15 protein-coding genes are annotated in these 19,253 nt (G+C 67.1%); 11 read left to right on the forward strand and 4 right to left on the reverse strand.

Translation table 11 applies throughout. The annotated features are described in order from the left end of the window. The first annotated feature begins 114 nt into the window (after positions 1–114). Together ACUDP5_RS08835 and ACUDP5_RS08840 are read left to right on the forward strand one after the other, a co-directional pair. Positions 115–1,848: an ABC transporter permease gene (locus ACUDP5_RS08835; RefSeq protein WP_263915548.1), complete on the forward strand. Its 1,734-nt coding sequence runs from the start codon at positions 115–117 to the stop codon at positions 1,846–1,848. Positions 1,849–1,856: 8 nt separating this feature from the next. Then, entirely contained in the window at positions 1,857–3,152 is a 1,296-nt protein-coding gene (locus ACUDP5_RS08840) for an ABC transporter ATP-binding protein (RefSeq protein ID WP_445658575.1), read from the forward strand. A 55-nt stretch (positions 3,153–3,207) separates the two neighbouring features. Here ACUDP5_RS08840 and lpxO read toward each other — a convergent pair whose 3' ends face one another. Further along, positions 3,208–4,107: a lipid A hydroxylase LpxO gene (gene lpxO / locus ACUDP5_RS08845; RefSeq protein WP_445658576.1), complete on the reverse strand. Its 900-nt coding sequence runs from the start codon at positions 4,105–4,107 to the stop codon at positions 3,208–3,210. Positions 4,108–4,235: 128 nt separating this feature from the next. Between lpxO and dnaE the strand changes: the two genes are divergently transcribed. Genes dnaE through ACUDP5_RS08880 form a run of 7 tightly spaced genes read left to right on the forward strand, consistent with a single transcriptional unit; the run spans position 4,236 to position 13,391 of the window. Further along, complete coding sequence (dnaE, locus tag ACUDP5_RS08850) at positions 4,236–7,727, forward strand: DNA polymerase III subunit alpha (protein ID WP_445658577.1); 3,492 nt, start codon at positions 4,236–4,238, stop codon at positions 7,725–7,727. Then, entirely contained in the window at positions 7,727–8,818 is a 1,092-nt protein-coding gene (locus ACUDP5_RS08855) for a glycosyltransferase family 4 protein (protein WP_263915551.1), read from the forward strand. The genes dnaE and ACUDP5_RS08855 overlap by 1 nt, the downstream gene beginning before the upstream one ends. Further along, the gene (locus tag ACUDP5_RS08860; RefSeq protein WP_445658578.1) at positions 8,815–9,663 is read left to right on the forward strand and encodes a polysaccharide deacetylase family protein; all 849 of its coding nucleotides are present in this window, start codon (positions 8,815–8,817) and stop codon (positions 9,661–9,663) included. Before ACUDP5_RS08855 ends, ACUDP5_RS08860 begins: the two co-directional genes overlap by 4 nt. Beyond that, positions 9,660–10,412: a glycosyltransferase family 2 protein gene (locus ACUDP5_RS08865; protein ID WP_175219488.1), complete on the forward strand. Its 753-nt coding sequence runs from the start codon at positions 9,660–9,662 to the stop codon at positions 10,410–10,412. The genes ACUDP5_RS08860 and ACUDP5_RS08865 overlap by 4 nt, the downstream gene beginning before the upstream one ends. After that, a complete protein-coding gene (locus ACUDP5_RS08870; protein WP_263915553.1) occupies positions 10,409–11,524 on the forward strand; it encodes a glycosyltransferase family 4 protein in 1,116 nt (371 codons plus the stop codon). The genes ACUDP5_RS08865 and ACUDP5_RS08870 overlap by 4 nt, the downstream gene beginning before the upstream one ends. An 18-nt stretch (positions 11,525–11,542) precedes the next feature. Beyond that, on the forward strand, positions 11,543–12,268 hold the full coding sequence (locus ACUDP5_RS08875) for a polysaccharide deacetylase family protein (RefSeq protein ID WP_263915554.1): 726 nt from the start codon (positions 11,543–11,545) through the stop codon (positions 12,266–12,268). Continuing rightward, positions 12,243–13,391, forward strand: coding sequence for a glycosyltransferase family 4 protein (locus ACUDP5_RS08880; RefSeq protein WP_445658579.1), 1,149 nt, complete (start codon positions 12,243–12,245; stop codon positions 13,389–13,391). Before ACUDP5_RS08875 ends, ACUDP5_RS08880 begins: the two co-directional genes overlap by 26 nt. A 48-nt stretch (positions 13,392–13,439) precedes the next feature. On the opposite strand, the gene ACUDP5_RS08885 is transcribed toward ACUDP5_RS08880, so the two are convergent. From ACUDP5_RS08885 to ACUDP5_RS08895, 3 genes are read right to left on the reverse strand one after another with little or no spacing between them, the layout of a single operon-like run. Continuing rightward, positions 13,440–13,712, reverse strand: a complete 273-nt coding sequence (locus tag ACUDP5_RS08885) for a YkgJ family cysteine cluster protein (protein WP_445658580.1) — start codon at positions 13,710–13,712, stop codon at positions 13,440–13,442. Positions 13,713–13,714: 2 nt separating this feature from the next. After that, positions 13,715–14,479 carry a YdcF family protein gene (locus ACUDP5_RS08890; RefSeq protein ID WP_263915559.1) on the reverse strand — a complete coding sequence of 255 codons (765 nt, stop codon included), beginning with the start codon at positions 14,477–14,479 and terminating at the stop codon, positions 13,715–13,717. 15 nt (positions 14,480–14,494) lie between these two features. Next, on the reverse strand, positions 14,495–15,466 hold the full coding sequence (locus ACUDP5_RS08895) for a glycosyltransferase family 9 protein (RefSeq protein ID WP_263915560.1): 972 nt from the start codon (positions 15,464–15,466) through the stop codon (positions 14,495–14,497). 106 nt (positions 15,467–15,572) lie between these two features. Between ACUDP5_RS08895 and msbA the strand changes: the two genes are divergently transcribed. Both msbA and ACUDP5_RS08905 read left to right on the forward strand, forming a co-directional pair. Further along, the gene (gene msbA / locus ACUDP5_RS08900; RefSeq protein WP_263915561.1) at positions 15,573–17,348 is read left to right on the forward strand and encodes a lipid A export permease/ATP-binding protein MsbA; all 1,776 of its coding nucleotides are present in this window, start codon (positions 15,573–15,575) and stop codon (positions 17,346–17,348) included. 48 nt (positions 17,349–17,396) lie between these two features. After that, positions 17,397–19,214: a monovalent cation:proton antiporter-2 (CPA2) family protein gene (locus ACUDP5_RS08905; RefSeq protein WP_445658581.1), complete on the forward strand. Its 1,818-nt coding sequence runs from the start codon at positions 17,397–17,399 to the stop codon at positions 19,212–19,214. The last annotated feature ends 39 nt before the right edge of the window (positions 19,215–19,253 follow it).

Raw genomic sequence — 19,253 nt, forward strand, 5'->3', positions numbered from 1 at the left:
GCGAGCCGTCCCGTATTACAGACAGATTTCAGTCGTTTTCCGTTCAGAGACACGTCATCTGGTTATGCTTCAATGCGCGGGCCTTTCCCCGCCGCTCCCTGGAGCATTGCCGACATGTTCGAGCTTTTCAGCACCCGGACCCGCCCGTCCTCGTCGTCCCGCTCCTCGCCCAACCGCTGGGACTGGGCGCTGCTGCCCCTGGTCCTGGTGGTGCTGGCCGCCATGGCCTACGGCGCCTCGCAGATGAGCCGCCCCTTCGCCGTCGGCGAAGAACTGCCCATCTCGCTGGACCCGATCTACCTGCCGTACTACCTGTTGCGCACCATCCTGCGCATGTTCACGGCGCTGGCTTTTTCGCTGCTGTTCAGCTTTGTCTTCGCGGCCATCGCCGCCAAGTACCGCACGGCTGAAAAAGCGATGATCCCGATGCTGGACATCCTGCAATCGGTGCCCATCCTGGGCTTTCAGGCCATCGCCATCGCCCCGTTCATCGCCTTGTTCCCCGGCAACCTGCTGGGGGTCGAATGCGCGGCGATCTTCGCCATCTTTACCTCGCAGGCCTGGAACATGGCGTTCAGCCTGTACCAGTCCATGCGCACGGTGCCGGCCGAACTGAACGAGGCCGCCCGCGTCTTCCGGCTGTCGGGCTGGCAGCGCTTCTGGCGGCTGGAATTGCCCTACGCCACCCCGGGCCTGCTCTGGAACATGATGATGTCCATGTCCGGTGGCTGGTTCTTCCTGGTCGCGGCCGAAGCCATTTCGGTGGCCGGGCAGGACATCAAGCTGCCCGGGATCGGTTCGTACATCGCCGTGGCCATCGACGCCGAGAACGGCCGCGCCATCGCCTGGGCCATCGGCGCCATGATGGCCGGCATCCTGCTCTACGACCAGCTGTTCTTCCGCCCGCTGCTGGCCTGGGCCGACAAGTTCCGCTTCGAGGAATCGCAGGCCGACGTCGCCCAGCAGTCCTGGCTGCTGGACTGGACCCGCCGCAGCCGCTGGATGCAGGCCCTGTCCAACCTGTTCTGGGCCCGCATGCGCCGCGCGCTGGGCTGGTTCAGCGTGTCGTACGACGGCACCTCGATCCGCGCCCGCGCCAAGGCGCCGGACCCGCGCTGGACCCGCATCTGGGATTCCCTGCTGGCTGCCGGCGCGCTGCTGGCCACCTACAAGCTGGTGGTCTTCGTGCACGCGGAAGTGGGCTGGGCCGAAGTGCTGCACGTGGTCGGCCTGGGCGGCATCACGCTGGTGCGGGTGATGGTGCTGATCGGCCTGGCCTCGGCCATCTGGGTGCCCATTGCCGTCTGGATCGGCCTGCGGCCCAAGTATTCGCAGCGGGTGCAGGCCGTGGCCCAGTTCCTGGCGGCGTTCCCGGTCAACCTGCTGTTCCCGGCCGTGGTGTTCGTGATGGTGGCGTTGAAACTGAACCCCAACATCTGGCTCAGCCCGCTGATCATCTTCGGCACCCAGTGGTACATCCTGTTCAACGTGGTGGCGGGTGCGTCGACCATTCCCAACGAATTGCGGCTGGCGGCCAGCAACCTGGGCCTGAAGGGCTGGCTGCTGTGGCGCCGGGTGTACCTGCCGGCAGTGTTTCCCAGCTTCATCACCGGCGCCATCACGGCCAGCGGCGGGTCCTGGAACGCCAGCATCGTGGCCGAATACGTGTCCTGGGGCAATACCTCGCTGGTCGCCGATGGCCTGGGCAGCTACATCAAGCAGATGACCGAGCAGGGCGACTTCCATCGCATCGCGCTCGGCATCGGGGTCATGAGCATCTTCGTCATGCTGTTGAACCGGTTTTTCTGGCGAAAACTGTATTTGCTGGCCGAAGACCGCGGCCGATAGGAGTCCTGATGAACACCCATCTCCTGATCGAACTGCACGACGTCGGCAAGTCGTTCCGCGCCGCGGACGGCACCGCCCGCAACGTGCTGGAGCACGTGGACTTCACCCTGCGCGAAGGCGAAATCGTCGCCCTGCTGGGCAAGTCCGGCTCGGGCAAATCAACGCTCCTGCGCATCATGGCGGGGCTGGTCAACGCCGACCAGGGCACCGTCACCTACCGCGGCCAGCCCGTGTATGGCCCGGCGTCCGGCATCGCCATGGTGTTCCAGTCGTTTGCGCTGTTTCCCTGGCTGACCGCCCAGCAGAACGTCGAACTGGGCCTGGAAGCCCAGGGCGTGGCGCCGGCCGAACGCGCCAAGCGCGCCGATGCCGTGCTGGACCTGATGGGCCTGGGCGGGTTCGGCGGCGCCTTGCCGCGCGAACTGTCCGGCGGCATGCGCCAGCGGGTGGGCATCGCCCGCGCCCTGGTCATGAACCCCGACGTGCTGCTGATGGACGAAGCCTTCTCGGCGCTGGACGTGCTGACCGGTGAAACCCTGCGCGACGACATGCTCGAGCTGTGGGACGAAAGCCGCATCTCCACCAAGGGCATCCTGATCGTCTCGCACAACATCGAAGAAGCGGTCATGATGGCCGACCGCATCATCATCTTCTCCAGCGATCCCGGCCGCATCCGCAGCCAGGTCCAGATCGGCCTGCCGCGGCCGCGTAACGCCGATTCGCCGCAGGTGCGCGCGCTGATCGACGAGGTCTACGCGCTGATGACCCAGCGTCCGGCCCACGACGTGCCCACCCCGCGCCAGCAAGGCCTGGGCTACCGCTTCCCGCAGACCGAGGTCGAGCGCATGGAAGGCGTGCTGGACGTGCTGGCCGAAGCGCCCTTCAACGGCCGCGCCGACCTGCCCAAGCTGGCCGAGGAAGCCGAGATTTCCGACGACGACCTGCTGCCGGCCTGCGAAGCGCTGGGGCTGTTCGGGCTGGCGCAGATCGACAAGGGCGACATCTTCCTGACGCCGCTGGGCCAGCGCTACGTGCATGCCGACCAGGGGCAGAAGCAGATCATCTTCGGGCGCCAGTTGCTGGCGCACGTGCCGCTGGCCGCGCACATCCGCCACAGCCTGGAACAGGAACCGGCCGGCGCGCTGCCGGAAAAGAACTTCCTGGATTCGCTGGAAGAATTCCTCAAGCCCGACGAAGCCGAGCGCGTGCTGAAGATCGCGGTGGAGTGGGGCCGCTACGGTGAAATCTACGGCTACGACTACCACACCGGCTTGCTGACGCTGCCGGACCGCGACGCGGGGTAGGAAGGGAAGGCGCGGCGGGCCGAACGGCCCGCCGTCGTATCAGGCGCGGGGCGCGTTACAGCGCGATGAAGCCCACGATCACCAGCGCGATCAGGCCATACTTGGTGGCCTTGTACACCGTGCGGTTCCAGGCCTTGAAGGCCTTGCGCTTCTGGTCGATGACCCAGTGCGCGTGGGTCAGCTTGTTGATGGCGCCGGTCTGGTCGCCGCCGTCGTTGGGCGAGCTGGCCGCCGACATCACCACCCGGCCGAACCAGCGGTTGAAGGCTTCGGCCCAACGCCATTTCAGCGGGCGCTCGACGTCGCAGAACAGGATGATGCGGTTCTGGTCGGTGCGGTTGTAGGCTTCGTGGACGTAGGTTTCGTCGAACACCACGCTTTCGCCGTCGCGCCAGCTGTACTGTTCGCCGTCGACGATGATGTGGCAGCCGTCGTCGTTGGGCGTCACCAGGCCCAGGTGGTAGCGCAGCGAGCCCGCGAACGGGTCGCGGTGCGGGTTCAGCTGGCCGCCCGGCGGCAGCTCGGCGAACATGGCCGCCTTGACCTTGGGCAGCGTCTTCAGGATCGCCACCGTCTTGGGGCACAGTTCTTCGGCCGACGGGTGGCGCGCGTCATACCACTTCAGGTAGAAGCGCTTCCAGCCGTACTTGAAGAACGAATTGAAGCCGATGTCGTTGTGGCTGTCGGCCGCCTTGATGCGGCGCAGCTCGGCCATCTGCACGGCTTCGTCGCGAATGGTTTCCCAGTTGTCGTCCAGCACCTTGAGCTCGGCGATCTCGCTGGTGGTCAGGTAGGGCGTGGACGGCACGCGGGACGCCAGCACCATGAAGGCATTGACGGGCGCGAGCAACACCGAGTGATCCAGCAATTGCCGGCCCAGCGGCAGCTTGACGCGGCCACGGAAGTGCGCGAACAGGATGGCGGCGAGCCAGATCCCGGGTATCAGCCATTTCATACGTAAATCTCGTCCTGCGGCGGGTGAGTCAGGTCCAATCGTCTATTGTTACACAGGGGCGCCGGGCAGGCGGCGGTCGAATCGTCGCTGGCGCGTTTTTGGGGCGTTCGACTAGGTACAATTCCGCTATGTCCGAAGCCGTAACAAACCCGTCCCCATTTGTTCACCTGCGCGTCCATTCCGAGTTCTCGGTGGTGGACGGCATCGTGCGCATCCCCGACCTCATCAAGCGCGTGGCCAAGCTGGGCCAGCCCGCGGTGGCCCTGACCGATCTGTCGAACCTGTTCGGCCTGATCAAGTTCTACAAGGGCGCGCGCGGCGCGGGCGTCAAGCCCATCGCCGGCGCCGATGTCTGGCTGACCAACGACGAAGATCCCACCAAGCCCTTCCGGGTGCTGCTGCTGGTGCGCAACCATCAGGGCTACCTGAACCTGTGCGAACTGCTGTCGCGCTCATTCCTGACCAACCAGGGCAAGGGCCGCGCCGAAATCCGCCGCGAATGGCTGCAAGGGCAGGACGGCCTGATCGTGCTGTCGGGCGGCCGCGGCGGTGACGTCGGCCAGGCGCTGGACGCGGGCAACGCCGTGTCGGCGCTGGCGTTGGCGCGCCAATGGGCGCTGATGTTCCCGGGCTGCTACTACATCGAACTGCAACGCGTCGGCATGGACGGCGACGAAGCCTACACCCAGGCCGCCATGCGCCTGGCCGCCGAAGCCGGCCTGCCGGTGGTGGCCACGCACCCGGTGCAGTTCCTGGACGAATACGAGTTCCAGGCGCACGAGGCCCGGGTCTGCATCGCCGAAGGCGAAATCCTGGCCAACCCGCGCCGCGTGCGCCGCTTCACCAAAGAGCAGTACCTGCTCAGTTCCGAGGAAATGGCCCGCCGCTTCGCCGACGTGCCCTCGGCGCTGGCCAACACGGTCGAAATCGCCAAGCGCTGCAATTTGAGCCTGGTGCTGGGCAAGCCGCGCCTGCCCGACTTCCCCACGCCCGACGGCGTGACGCTGGACGACTACCTGGTCCAGCTGTCCGAGGAAGGCCTGGAAAAGCGCATGGAGTTCCTGTTCCCGGACGTCGCTGAGCGCGAGTCCAGGCGCGAGCAGTACTACGAACGCCTGCGCTGGGAATGCAAGACCATCATCCAGATGGGCTTTCCGGGCTACTTCCTGATCGTGCAGGACTTCATCAACTGGGGCAAGAACAACGGCGTGCCGGTGGGTCCCGGCCGGGGTTCCGGCGCCGGTTCGCTGGTGGCGTACGCGCTGGGCATTACCGACCTGGACCCGATCCGCTACGACTTGCTGTTCGAGCGCTTCCTGAATCCCGAGCGGGTCTCCATGCCCGACTTCGATATCGACTTCTGCCAGGACAACCGCGAACGGGTCATCGACTACGTCAAGGAAAAATACGGCCGCGCCGCCGTCAGCCAGATCGCCACCTTCGGTACGCTGGGCGCCAAGGCCGTGGTGCGCGACGCCGGCCGCGTGCTGGACATGCCCTACATGTTCTGCGATGGCCTGTCCAAGCTGATCCCGTTCAACCCGATGGACCCCTGGTCGCTCGAGCGCACCCTGAAGGACGAACCCGCCTTCAAGGACCGCTACGAACAGGAAGAAGAAGTGCGCGCCCTGGTCGACCTGGCCAAGCCGCTCGAAGGCCTGACCCGCAACATCGGCATGCATGCCGGCGGCGTGCTCATCGCGCCCGGCAAGCTCACCGACTTCTGCCCGCTGTATTGCCAGCCCGGCCAGGAAAACAGTGCGGTCTCGCAGTTCGACAAAGACGACGTCGAAGCGGCCGGCCTGGTCAAGTTCGACTTCCTGGGCCTGCGCAACCTGACCATCCTGGACTGGGCCGTGCGCTACGTGCGCCAGTTCAACGAAGACAAGCGCGACTTCGACGTCATGGCGCTCAGCCTGGACGACCCGGCTGCCTACAAGATTCTGTGCGACGCGAACACCACCGCGGTGTTCCAGCTGGAATCGCGCGGCATGAAGGAACTGCTCAAGAAGCTGCGCCCCAACACCTTCGAAGACATCATCGCCATGCTGGCCCTGTACCGACCGGGGCCGCTGGAATCGGGCATGGTGGACGACTTCGTCAACCGCAAGCACGGCCGTGCCGCGGTGGACTACTTCCATGCCGACCTGGAAGCGACCCTCAAGAGCACCTACGGGGTCATCGTCTACCAGGAACAGGTGATGCTGATCTCGCAGATCATCGGCGGCTACTCGCTGGGCGGCGCCGACCTGCTGCGCCGCGCCATGGGCAAGAAAAAGCCCGAGGAAATGGCCAAGCACCGCGAGCTGTTCGAGCAGGGCGCCAAGGAAAAGGGCCACGATCCCGACCTGGCGGTCAAGCTGTTCGACCTGATGGAAAAGTTCGCGGGCTACGGCTTCAACAAGTCGCACTCGGCCGCCTACGCGCTCATCTCGTACCAGACCGCCTGGCTCAAGGCCTATCACCCCACCGAATTCCTGGCCGCCACCATGTCGTCCGATATGGACGACACCGACAAGGTCCAGATCTTCTGCCGCGACGCGCAGGACAACGGCGTCGAAGTGCTGCCGCCCGACGTCAACTTCTCGGGGTATCGCTTCGAGCCGGTGGCCGACAAGTACACCGAAAAGGGCAAGCCCCCGCGTACCATGCGTTACGGCCTGGGCGCCGTGAAGGGCACGGGGCAGGGCGCGGTCGAAGACATCCTGCGCGCGCGCAAGGAAGGCGGCCCGTTCCTGAACCTGTTCGACTTCTGCCGCCGCGTCAGCAAGCACGCCGTCAACCGCCGCACCATCGAAGCCCTGATCAAGGCGGGCGCGTTCGACACCATCGAACCCAACCGCGCCGCCATGCTGGCGTCGGTGCCTACCGCCATGGAAGCGGCCGAGCAGGCCGCGCGCAGCGCCAACCAGTCGTCCCTGTTCGGCGACGACAGCAGCGACGTGGTGGCCGGCGAACTGGCCAAGGTCGCGCCCTGGGACCTGCACAAGAAGCTCACCGAAGAAAAGTCCGCGCTGGGTTACTACTACAGCGGCCACCTGTTCGATGCCTGGCGCGACGAAGTGCGCCAGATCGTGCCGATGCAGCTGGCGCGGGTCGAACCGCAGCGCGACCTGCAATGGATGTGCGGGGTGCTGGCCAGCGTGCGCGTCATGATGACCCGCCGCGGCAAGATGGTCTTCGCCGTGCTCGACGATGGCACCGCCCAGGTCGAAATCTCGGTCTTCAACGAGCTGTACGAAAAGCACCGCAACCGGCTGCGCGAAGACCAGCTGGTCATCGTGCAGGGCAAGGTCAGCAACGACGACTATTCCGGCGGCATGCGCATCGTGGCCGACCAGCTCTACGACCTGCAGCTGGCCCGCGAGGCGCGCGCCAAGTCGCTGCGCGTCAAGCTCAACGGCGCGGCCGATGCCGCGCGCCTGCGCCAGATGCTGAACCCGTTCCGCGCCGAGCCCGAAAACGGCATCCCCGGCGTGCCGGTCGATATCGTCTATACCAAGAACAACTTCCTGTGCACGGTGCGGCTGGGCGAAGAATGGCGGGTCCGCATGGCCGACACGCTGCTCGCCAACCTGAGCGCCTGGACCAAGCCGAACGGCGTGGAGGTCACGTACTGATGCGTATCGTTCACTCTGAAGCCGCCACCAGTTTCGGCGGCCAGGAAGGGCGTATCTTCAAGGAAATGAACGCCATGCGCGCGCGCGGGCACCACCTTGAAGCCATCTGCCAGCCGCATGCGCTGCTGGCCCAGCGCCTGTCCGAAGCCGGCTTCACCGTGCATACGCTGGACATGGACGGCCCGCTCAACTACCTGAAGGGCGTGGCCACCATCCGCCGCATCCTGCGCGAGGGCCGTTTCGACGTGCTCAACACGCACAGCCGCCGCGATACCGTCATTGCCGCCGCCGCCGGCCGGCTGGCGGGCACGCCGCTCATCGTGCGCACCCGTCACCTGTCCAACAAGGTCGGCTCGCTCTGGTCCTACACCCGGCTGCCGCACCGCGTCACCACGGTCAGCGACCACGTGCGCGAACACCTGATCGAACGCGGCGTGCCCCCCGAACGGGTCGCCACCGTGTATTCGCCCATCGTGCTGCCGCCGCCGGTCGAGCATTCCACCCTGCGCGAAGAACTCGGGCTGGCGCCGGACGACCTGGTGGTGGGTTGCGTCGCCGTCATGCGCGCCACCAAGGGCCACAAAGACCTGATCGACGCCATTGCGCCGCTGATGGCCAGCCGGCCCAAGTTGCACCTGGTGTTCGTGGGGGGCGGCTCGCCCGTGTTCGAGCAGACCCAGGCCTACGTGGCCGAGCGCGGCCTGCAAGATCGCATCCACCTGATGGGTACGCGTCGCGACGTGCCGAACCTCTTGGCGGGTTGCGACCTGTTCGCGCTGGCCACGCAGCAGGAAGCGTCCGGCACCGTCTACGTCGAAGCCCAGGCCAGCGGCCTGCCGGTCATCGGCACCGACGTGGGCGGCGTATCCGAGATGTTCCGCAACGGCGAAACCGGCATCCTGGTGCCGCCCAAGGATCCGGCTGCGCTGACGGCCGCGCTGGAAAAGCTGATCGACGACGCGGACCTGCGCCGCCGCATGGGCGAGGCCGGCCGCAAGATGGTCTGGGACGAAGGCGTCTTCTCGCCCGCCCGGCTGGCTGAAACCACCGAGGCCGTCTATACCAAGTGGCTGGCGGAGCGCCGCGGATGAATGCGCCCAACGTCCCGGTGCTGATGTACCACCACGTCACGCCGGCCGGTGGCATGATCAACGCCGTGCCCGACGTGTTCGAGGCCCAGATCTCGCGCCTGGCGCGGGCGGGCTACCAGTCCCTGTCCACCGACCAGTTCGCAGCCTACCTGGCCGGCGCCTCGGTGCCGGAGCGCTCGGTGCTGATCACCTTCGACGACGGCTACCTGAACAACTGGGTCCATGCACACCCCATCCTGGCGCGTTACGGCATGCGCGCCGTGCTGTTCACCATCACCGGCTGGATCGGCGATGGCCCGCTGCGGCCACACGCAGGGCAGGGCCTGCCGCTGCCGGCCACGCCCGACCACGACGCCTGCAAACAACTGGTGGCCGCGGGCCGCAGCGACGATGCCATGCTGCGCTGGAGCGAAATCGAAGCCATGCGGGCCGCCGGCACCTTCGAATTCCATTCGCACACCCATACCCACACGCGCTGGGACAAGGTCTGCGGCGCCGATGTCGACGCCAAGCGGGCCCACATCGCCCAGGAATTGGCCGACTCGCGTGAAACGCTGACGCGCCGCCTGGGCCAGGCCAGCGACCACCTCTGCTGGCCGCAGGGCTATTTCGACGCCGACTACGTCGCGGCCGCCCGGCAGGCGGGCTTTCGCCACTTGTACACTACCGACCCTTTCGGCCAGAACACGCCCGCCGCCGACCCCGAACACATCTACCGCTTCGCGGTGCGCAACCAGGGCGGCACCTGGCTGAACCGGCGCATCTGGCTGTCGCGCGATCCCTTCTGGGGGCCGCGCTATCACGCCTGGAAAGCCTGGAAAAAGCGTCTTAGGAATCGCGGATGAAGTTATCAGTCATAGTCATCACCAAGAACGAAGCGGCCAACATTGCCGATTGCCTGAAGTCCGTGGCCTTTGCCGACGAATTCATCGTGGTGGACTCCGGCAGTACCGACGGCACGGTCGAATTGGCGCGGGCGCTGGGCGCGCGCGTTGAAGTCACCCCCGACTGGCCCGGTTTCGGCCCGCAGAAAAACCGCGCACTGGACCTGGCCACCGGCGACTGGGTGCTGTCCATCGACGCCGACGAGCGCGTCACCCCCGAACTGGCCCGCGAAATCCAGGAAACGATCAGCGCCCCGCGCGCCGATACCTACGAGATCGCGCGCCTGTCGAACTTCTGCGGTCGCGACATTCGCCACAGCGGCTGGTGGCCCGACTACGTGCTGCGCCTGTTCAAGCGCGGCACCGCACGCTTCAACGACGCCGCGGTGCACGAGCGGGTGGTGCCGGTCAACGGCCAGCCGTTGCAACTGAAGGGCTACTTCAACCACTATCCCTACGACAACCTGGACGCGCTGATCACCAAGGTCAACCGCTATTCGTCCGATGCCGCCGCCATGATGTACGCCAAGGGCCGGCGCACGTCCGTCTTCGGCGCGCTGGGCCACAGCTTCTGGACCTTTGTCCGCATCTACCTGATCCGGCGCGGCTTCCTGGATGGGCGCCACGGCCTGGTGCTGGCCGTCACTGCGGCCGCGGGCAGCTTCTTCCGCTATTCGAAGCTGATGTTCCTGGCCGAGAAGAAGAAGTGAGGATTCTCTACACCAACTTCCACGCCAACAACGGCGGCGGCCACGTCACCTACATCATCAACCTGGCGCGCGCCCTGGTGGCGGATCACCAGATCACCGTCGCCGCGCCCGCCAGCAGCCGCCTGTACCGCTACGCCAAGGCCATTCCCGGCGTGACGGTCGTGGACATGCGCTACACCACGCGACCCTCGTCCTGGTTCGGCGACCGCGCCCGCCTGCGTCGCCTGATCAAGGACGGCCGCTTCGACATCATCCATGCCAACGGCTCGGCTGACCACAAGCAGGTCATGCTGGCCACGCTGGCCATGGCGCGCCGTCCGCGCATCGTCTTCACCAAGCACAACGACCACCCCGTGGCCAGTTTCGGCCACAAGCTGCGGGTGGCCCTGGCCACCGATCACAGCATCGCGGTCAGCGACTACATCCATCGCCTGCTGGCCGATTCGCCCTACCAGCGGCGGCCCATCACCACCATCCGCCACGGCATCGACACCCAGTTCTTCGCGCCGCCGCCGGCCGACAGCCTGGACAAGCTGCGCGACATCTTCTTCGGCCCCGATTGGCGCGGCAAGCTGCTCCTGGGCAGCGCGGGCGGCACCGACTACGACAAGGGCTGGCTTGATCTGGTCGCCGCCGTCGCGGCCCTGCCGCCGGGCGACAAGGAACGGGTACTGCTGCTGGTGGCGGGCGATCCGCCCAACGAGGCCAAGTTGGCCCGCGTGCGCGAGCTGGGCATGATCGACCAGGTGCGCTTTCCCGGCCTGCTCGACGACGTACGCGCCGCGCTGGCGTCGTGCCACGCCGGCTTTGTGCTGTCTTACCGCGAAGCGCTGTCGTTCGCCTGCCGCGAAATCATGGGCCTGGGCCTGCCCGCCCTGGTCACCAATGCCGGCGGCCTGCCTGAAAACGTCACAGACGGGGTCGACGGCTGGATCGTGCCGGTGCGCGACGTGGCCGCCATGACCGCGCGCCTGCAGGACATGCTGGCCCATCCCGAGACAGTCCGGGCCATGGGCGCCAATGCCCGCGAAACCAGCCTGCGCGACTTCAACCTGGCGCGTTTCGCCCAAGCCACCGTCGACGTCTACCAGCGTACATTGGCCGGACACTGAGCCTTTATAATTCGCCCCATGTCTATCCCCATTCTCATGTACCACCAGATCGGCGAGCCCAACCCCAAGGGCACGCCGTTTCGCGGCCTGACGGTGCACCCCGACGACTTCGCCCGGCAGATGCGCTGGATGCGTTTCCTCGGTTACCGCGGTCTGTCGATGCGCGACGTCATGCCCTACGTGCGGGGCGAGCGCCGCGGCAAGGTGTTCGGCATCACGTTCGACGACGGCTATCGCAACGTCGTCCAGAACGCCATGCCGGTGCTGGACAAACTGGGATTCACCGCCACCAACTACCTGGTGGCCAATCAGTTCGACGGCGGCAACGTCTGGGATGCCAAGATCGGCATTCCGCACTCGCCGCTCATGACGATCGAAGAAATGCGCCAATGGGCCGCGTCCGGCCACGAAGTCGGCTCGCACACGCTGGACCACGTCCACCTGCCCGAAATGACACCCGACGAGGCCCGCCGCCAGATGGTCGAGTCCAAAGACGTGCTGGAACAGGCGCTGGGCGCCCCGGTCACGGCCTTCTGCTATCCCTACGGCGACCACGGCCCCGAACACCTGGTCATGGCGCGCGAAGCCGGCTACGACAACGCCACGCTCACCAAGCGCGGCCTGGCCAACGCCAGCGACGATCCCTTCGGCCTGCCGCGGGTAACGGTGTCGCGCTCGACCGGCATCTTCCGTTTCCTGCAGAAATGCCTGACCGGCTATGAAGACAAGCGCGGTCGCGGCTGAGCGGCGGCTGCGCATCGCATTGCTGGTCGACCGCTTCGGCAACCGCTTCGGCGGCGCCGAGGCCTACGGCGTCGAACTCATGCGCGTGCTCGGCCAGCGTCACGACGTTTCCATCGTCGCCCGCGACTTCGACAGCGACCTGCCTTTCCCTTTCCTGCCCGTGCGCTTTCCCGGCTGGCTGCCCAGCTGGATGCGGGTGCTGTACTTCGCCTGGAAGGCCGACCGCCTGACTCGCGGCCGCTATGACATCGTGCATTCGCACATGAACGGTTGGGCCGGTGAAATCCAGGTCATGCACGTCACCCCCGTACGCTACAACCGGCTGACCCGTGCCAAGCCGGCCAAACGCGTGCTGGCCTGGCTCAGCCCGCGCCTGGCCACCTACCTGCTGCTCGAGAAATTCCGCGTGCGCCAGGCGCCGGCACGCCGCGTGGTGGCGGTGTCCGGGCTGATCATGGACCAGTTGCACCGCAGCTACGGCCCGGAACTGCCGGTCGACATCATTGCGCCGGGCGTGAAGCTGCCTTCGCCCGAAGCCGCCGCCGGGCGCGGCGCGACCCGGGCCCGGCTTGGCTGGGACGCCGACACCATCGGATGCCTGCTGGTTGCCCGCAATCCGCTGCGCAAGGGCCTGCCCGCGCTGCTTGACGCCCTGGCGCTCCTGCCTGCGCCGTACCGCCTGCTGGTCGTGGGCGCCGACGACGCTACCCGCGAACGCGTGCGGGCGGCCGGCGCAGTCGCCCAGCGCGTCACGCTGGTCGACCCCACGCCCGATGTCGCCCAGTATTTCGCCGCGGCCGACATCTATGCTCACCCGACCCTGAACGACAGCTACGCCATGGCCCCCCTGGAAGCCATGTCCCACGGCTTGCCCGTCGTGGTCAGCTCGCCCGCCTACTGTGGTTTTGCCCAATACCTGTCGGCGGGCAAGGACGCGCTCATCCTGCAAGACCCGCGCGACGGTGCCCAGCTGGCCCAGGCCTTGCAGCGCCTGGGCGACGAGCCCGACCTGCGCGCGGCCCTGTCCGAACGCGGCCTGGCCATCGCCCGCGACCAAAGCTGGGAAACCGTGGCGGCGCGCTACGAAGCGCTGTATCAGGCGGTGCTGGACGAGCGCCGCTGACCCGTCCCGCTCCGCCAAATGAAAACGGGACCCGAAAGGTCCCGTTTTTCAATGGTGCGGCGCCGTGGCCTGTTCCAATTCACCCAGCCAGCGGATCGCGTATTCCCGGTCTGGTCCGCACATGTCGTGCTGGGCCTGCAGCCCGCCGCAGAAGTCCGGACGCGAAGGCTGGCCGAAGATCGCGCAGCGCATGTCGGGCAGCAGCTGGATACAGGGCACCCCGGCGGGCTTGCCATCCGGCATCCCCGGAATCGCGCTCGTGATCGACGGCGCGATGCAACAGGCCCCGCAGCCCGGTCGGCAGGCCAGCGCCGTGCTCATGTTCAGACCCACCCGCGCAGCCAATATACGAACAGCCCGGCGTATTCCTTGATGATGGAACGGCTGGCGTCGAAGGTGCGCTGGTCGGGCAGCCAGGGGTTCAGCGAACCGTCGGCGGGTCGCACGATCTGGGGCGGGGCGGGCGCGGCGATGGCGGTGACGCCCTGCTTGGAGAAGGCCGCCATGGCGCGCGGCATGTGCAGGGCCGACGTCACCAGCAGCACCTTGCCGATGCCGCGGGTCTTCAACTGGTCTTCGGTCAGGGCCGCGTTTTCGTACGTCGTGCGGCTGGCGTTCTCCAGGATCAGGGCCGATTCCGGCACGCCTTGCTGGCGGATGGCGTGGGCCATGCCGCGGGCCTCGCTGACGTCGCCTTCCAGGGCGCCGCCGGACAGCACGACCTTGGGCGCGCGGCCGGCCAGGTACAACTGCGCCGCGGTATCAATGCGCACGACCGCCGTGTCCTTGTCATAGGGCAGGAACCAGTTGGCGCGGCCGTTGGCGGTGTTGCCGCCCAGCACCACGATGGCGTCCGCGGTGGGCGATTCGGCGGGGGGCAAATGCGGATAGCGGCTTTCCAGCGCCCCGCCCAGCCACAGCGACGTGGCCGGCAGCGACCAGGCCAGCGCCCATAGCAGGCCGGCCAGGATGATGGCGCCGCCCGTCTTGCGCAGGCGGAACAGGCCAAGGACCAGGCCGACAACGACCAGGGTCACGCACAAATTGTAGGGAATGATCAGGTTCGCGAGATAGCTGGAAAGGGTCATGTCAAAACAATCCGTTTACTGCGCGCCGTCCAGCAGCAGGTTCGCTTGCTGTTCCACCTGTTCCATGGACGGCCATGCCGATTCCTCTCCGACGCACACCGCCCTGGGCGACCAGGGGCCGGTGCGACCCGGGCGGGTGACGCCAAACAGCGTCAGTTCCCGGGCGGCAGCGGCCGCGGCGACGTGCGACACGCCGGAATCGTTACATATCACCAGCGCCGCCCTGGCCGTGAGGGCAGCGAACGCGCCCAAGGACAGGGGAGGCAGCAACTGCGCCGTCGGCGCATTGCGCCGGGCTTCGTCGGTTTCCGCCGGAGGGGGGCACATTACCACGGTATGCCCCCGTGCCTGCAGCGCGCGCGTAAGTGTATCGAATCCCGGCCACACCTTGACCTTGCCCTTGTGCAGCCCGGTGGCCGTGGGGGCGATCAGCACGAAGCGCTGGCCTGCCAACCCGGCCGCTTCCAGCGCCAGCGCTGCAGCGCTTTCATGGGCGGGCGTCAGGGGCAGGTCCAGCGTCGGGCCCGGCTCGGCAGGGCCGGGGGGCAGGCCCCAGCGGGTCAAGGCCTCGCGCGTCAGGTGGTACCAGGACTGGACCGCGTGCAGCGCGGCTTCGGGCTTGGCCACCGGCCACCGCAACAGGAAGCTGCGGCCGTCGTCCCGGTAGCCGGCCGACGGCAGGCCCGCCAGGCGGAACACCAGCGCGCTGGACAGTGAATCCGGCAGCAGCAGGCCTCGCGCGCGGCGCCCTTCGGCGCCCAGGCTGCGACGGTGTGCATTGACCTGGGCTCTATCCGGCCCCACTTTTCCCAGCATGGGGATGAAATCCCGTTTCGCCACGCCGTCCAGCAGGTCGCGGGCCCAGGGGCGGGCGCAGATCACCAGGGGCACGCCGGTGGCCTGAAGGATGCGCAGGCTGGGCAGGCTCATGCAGACATCACCCACCCAATTGGGCAGGCGGACGTAAAGGCAACTGATTTCGGACATGGACGGGCGCGACGCGCAATTAGGGCTGAAGGACGGGGGCGGGCGCCGCGCTGCAGCGCGTAGCCGGTACAATCCCGGGCACAATTGTATTAAAGCGAGTGATTCCTTGAATTCTGCCGCACGCAACGCGCCCGCGGGCTCCCAGCCCGTCAAAGCCGAACTCTGGAGCCGCATCTACAGCCGGGTGGGCTCCTACTGGAAGGGGCTGGTGCTGGCAACGCTGCTGATGGCCGGCGCCGCCGCCACGCAGCCCACGCTGGCCGTCATTATGAAGCCCCTGCTCGACGAGGGCTTCTCGGGCGCCAAACCCTATTACGTCTGGGCGCTGCCGTTGGCGGTGGTGGGCTTGATCTTCGTGCGCGGCGTCTGCAACTTCTTCAGCGACTACCTCCTGGCATGGGTCGCCAACAACGTGCTGCTGGGCATGCGGCGCGACATGTTCGATCGCCTCCTGGGTCTGCCCGACGCCGATTTCAAGCGTGGCGACACCGGTCGCCTGCTCAACCGCTTCACCATCGACGCGGGCAACGTCACCGGCTACGCCACCGACGTCATCACCGTGCTGGTGCGCGAAACCCTCGTCGTCATCGCGCTGATCTGCGTGCTGCTGTACATGTCCTGGGTCCTGACCCTGATCATCCTGATCATGCTGCCGGTCTCGGTACTGATCGCCCGGGTCTTCATCAAGCGCCTGCGCCGCATCAACCGCGAAACCGTCAACATGAACGCCGAGCTGACCCGCGTGGTCAGCGAAGGCATCGACGGCCAGCGCGTCATCAAGCTGTTCGACGGCTATGAAGTCGAACGCGGCCGCTTCGATTTCGTCAGCACGCGCCTGCGCCGCTACGCCATGCGCACCGCCACCGCCGACGCGGCCCTGACGCCCCTGACCCAGGTCTGCATCTCGATCTCGGTGGGCGCCGTCATCGCCGTGGCGCTCAGCCAGGCCAACAGCGGCGCACTCACGGTGGGCAGCTTTGCGTCCTTCATGGCCGCGCTGGCCCAGATCTTCGATCCCATCAAGCGCCTGACCAACCTGGCCGCCCGCATGCAGAAAATGCTGGTGTCCGCCGAAAGCGTCTTCACCCTGATCGACCAGGTCCCCGAAGGCGACGACGGCACCCGCGAACTGCCCGAACCCGTGCGCGGCAAGGTCGAATTCCGCAACGTCACGCACCGTTTCTCCGACGCCGACCGCGATACCGTCAACGACGTGTCCTTCGTGGTCGAACCCGGCCAGACCGTGGCCCTGGTGGGCCGCTCCGGCAGCGGCAAGACCACGCTGGTCAACATGCTGCCGCGCTTCGTGCTGGCCGACAGCGGCGCCATCTTCGTGGACGACGTGCCCATCAACGACCTGAAGCTGCGCAGCCTGCGTTCGCACCTGTCGCTGGTCAGCCAGGACGTCGTGCTGTTCGATGACAGCATCGCCGCCAACGTGGGCTATGGCGCCCTGGGCCAGGCCAGCGAGCAGCAGGTACGCGATGCGCTCGCCGCCGCCAACCTGCTGGACTTCGTCGAAGGCCTGCCGCAGGGTATCAATACCCCCGTGGGCGAAAACGCGGCCCGTCTGTCCGGCGGCCAGCGCCAGCGCCTGGCGATTGCCCGCGCCCTCATCAAGAACGCACCCATCCTGATTCTCGACGAAGCCACCTCGGCGCTCGACAACGAATCCGAGCGCCAGGTCCAGGCCTCGCTCGAACGCCTGATGAAGGGCCGCACCACGCTGGTCATCGCGCACCGCCTGTCCACCGTGCAGAACGCCGACCGCATCATCGTGCTGGATGCCGGCAAGATCGTCGAGCAGGGCCCCCACGCCCAGCTGCTGGCCGCCAACGGCCTGTACGCGTCGCTCTACAAGATGCAGTTCCGCGAAGACTGACCCCCGCCGCGCGCGGCGCCCCGGCGCCGCGCCACCCTGGAGCCGCCCATGTCCGTGCCCGCCGATGGCAACCAGCTCGTCAATGTCGTGGTCTTGCTGGGGGCGGCGGTGGTGGCCGTGCCCTTGTTCAAGCGCCTGGGCCTGGGGTCCGTCCTGGGCTATCTCGCCGCCGGCCTGGTGATCGGGCCCTTCGGCATCGGCTGGTTCTCCGACCCCAAGTCCATCCTGCACGTCGCCGAGCTGGGCGTCGTGATGTTTCTCTTCATCATCGGCCTGGAAATGCAGCCGTCGCGGCTATGGAAGCTGCGGGGCGAGATCTTCGGGCTGGGTGTGGCCCAGGTGCTGGCCTGCGGCGCGCTGCTGACCCTGGTCGGCCTGGCCGCCGGCCTGTCGGGCGCCGCGGCCTTCATGGCGGCGATGGGCTTCGTGCTGTCATCCACCGCCATCGTCATGCAGATCCTGGCCGAGCGCGATGAAACCGCCAGCGCCCAGGGCCAGCGCATCGTCTCCATCCTGCTGCTCGAAGACTTGGCCATCGTGCCGCTGCTGGCGTTGGTGGCCTTGCTGGCGCCGTCAGGCGATGGCGAACACGGCGATCCCTGGCTGCAATCGGCCATTGCCGTCGGCTGCATCCTGGCCTTGCTGGCCGCGGGGCGCTGGCTGCTCAACCCCTTGTTCCGACTGCTGGCCGCCGCGCAAGCCCGCGAGGTCATGACCGCCGCCGCCTTGCTGGTGGTGCTGGGGGCGGCACTGGTCATGGAACTGGGCGGCCTGTCCATGGCCATGGGCGCCTTCCTGGCCGGCGTGCTGCTGTCCGAATCCACCTTCCGCCATCAGCTGGAAGCCGACGTCGAACCCTTCCGCGGCATCCTCTTGGGCCTGTTCTTCCTGGGTGTCGGCATGTCGCTGGACTTGTCCGCGGTGGCCCGGGAATGGCAGTTGATCCTGGCCGCGGTCGTGGTGTTCATGCTGGTCAAATCGCTGGGCGTGTATCTGGTGGCCCGGCTGCTGCGCGCCAGCCATGCCGAAGCCATGACCCGTGCCGCCCTGCTGGCGCAGGGCGGCGAATTCGCCTTCGTGCTGTACGGCGCCGCCGCGGCCGCCGGCATCTTCGATGCCCACCTGGCGGCGGTGCTGATCGCCGTCGTCATCATTTCCATGGCCCTCACGCCGCTGTGCGTGCTGGCCTTGCGTTGGCTGCTGCCCAAGCCGGCACCTTCGATGGAAGGCGTCGACGTGGCCCAGGACCTGGACGGCTGCGCACTCATCGTCGGCTTCGGCCGTTTCGGCCAGATCGTCACCCAGGCCATGCTGGCGCGCGGCATGAAGGTATCGATCCTGGATACCGACACCGACGCCATTCGCGCCGCCGCCAAGTGGGGCGTCAAGGTGTATTACGGGGACGGTACCCGCATCGACATGCTGCGCACGGCGGGTGCCGAAAACGCCAAGGCTATCCTGATCTGTATCGACAACCCGCAGTCGGTCAACCACATGGTCAAGCTGATCAAGGCCGAATTCCCCTTGGTGCAGTTGGTGGTGCGCGCCTACGACCGGATCCACTCGCTGGCCCTGGCCAGGGAAGGGGTCGATTACCAGGTTCGCGAAACCCTGGAATCGGCGCTGGCGTTCGGCGAGGCTGCCCTGCGCGTGATCGGCGTGCCGGCGGACGAGGCTGCCGACGTGGTGGCCGACGTGCGGCGGCGGGACACCGAACGGTTCGAACTCGAGGTCGCTGGCGGCCTGTTCGCCGGCCGCTCGCTGCTGTACGGCAACATGACGGGGCCGGCCGACGGCAGGAATGACCAGCCCGACCGGGAAACCACCGGGCACGCCGCTCATGACGAGCCCGGCGCACCTGCCTGATCCCGCGGGCTCACGCGCCGCCGGGCAGGGTGGCCGACC

The organism is Achromobacter sp. NCFB-sbj8-Ac1-l, assembly GCF_052695805.1.

Bases quoted from the DNA above. Each gene is read 5' to 3' on its own strand.
- ACUDP5_RS08835 (WP_263915548.1), top strand. From the start codon at position 115: ATGTTCGAGCTTTTCAGCACCCGGACCCGCCCGTCCTCGTCGTCCCGC.
- ACUDP5_RS08905 (WP_445658581.1), top strand. From the start codon at position 17,397: ATGTCCGTGCCCGCCGATGGCAACCAGCTCGTCAATGTCGTGGTCTTG.
- ACUDP5_RS08895 (WP_263915560.1), bottom strand. From the start codon at position 15,466: ATGTCCGAAATCAGTTGCCTTTACGTCCGCCTGCCCAATTGGGTGGGT.
- ACUDP5_RS08875 (WP_263915554.1), top strand. From the start codon at position 11,543: ATGTCTATCCCCATTCTCATGTACCACCAGATCGGCGAGCCCAACCCC.
- ACUDP5_RS08840 (WP_445658575.1), top strand. From the start codon at position 1,857: ATGAACACCCATCTCCTGATCGAACTGCACGACGTCGGCAAGTCGTTC.
- ACUDP5_RS08865 (WP_175219488.1), top strand. From the start codon at position 9,660: ATGAAGTTATCAGTCATAGTCATCACCAAGAACGAAGCGGCCAACATT.
- lpxO (WP_445658576.1), bottom strand. From the start codon at position 4,107: ATGAAATGGCTGATACCCGGGATCTGGCTCGCCGCCATCCTGTTCGCG.
- ACUDP5_RS08860 (WP_445658578.1), top strand. From the start codon at position 8,815: ATGAATGCGCCCAACGTCCCGGTGCTGATGTACCACCACGTCACGCCG.
- ACUDP5_RS08855 (WP_263915551.1), top strand. From the start codon at position 7,727: ATGCGTATCGTTCACTCTGAAGCCGCCACCAGTTTCGGCGGCCAGGAA.
- ACUDP5_RS08885 (WP_445658580.1), bottom strand. From the start codon at position 13,712: ATGAGCACGGCGCTGGCCTGCCGACCGGGCTGCGGGGCCTGTTGCATC.
- dnaE (WP_445658577.1), top strand. From the start codon at position 4,236: ATGTCCGAAGCCGTAACAAACCCGTCCCCATTTGTTCACCTGCGCGTC.
- ACUDP5_RS08890 (WP_263915559.1), bottom strand. From the start codon at position 14,479: ATGACCCTTTCCAGCTATCTCGCGAACCTGATCATTCCCTACAATTTG.
- ACUDP5_RS08880 (WP_445658579.1), top strand. From the start codon at position 12,243: ATGAAGACAAGCGCGGTCGCGGCTGAGCGGCGGCTGCGCATCGCATTG.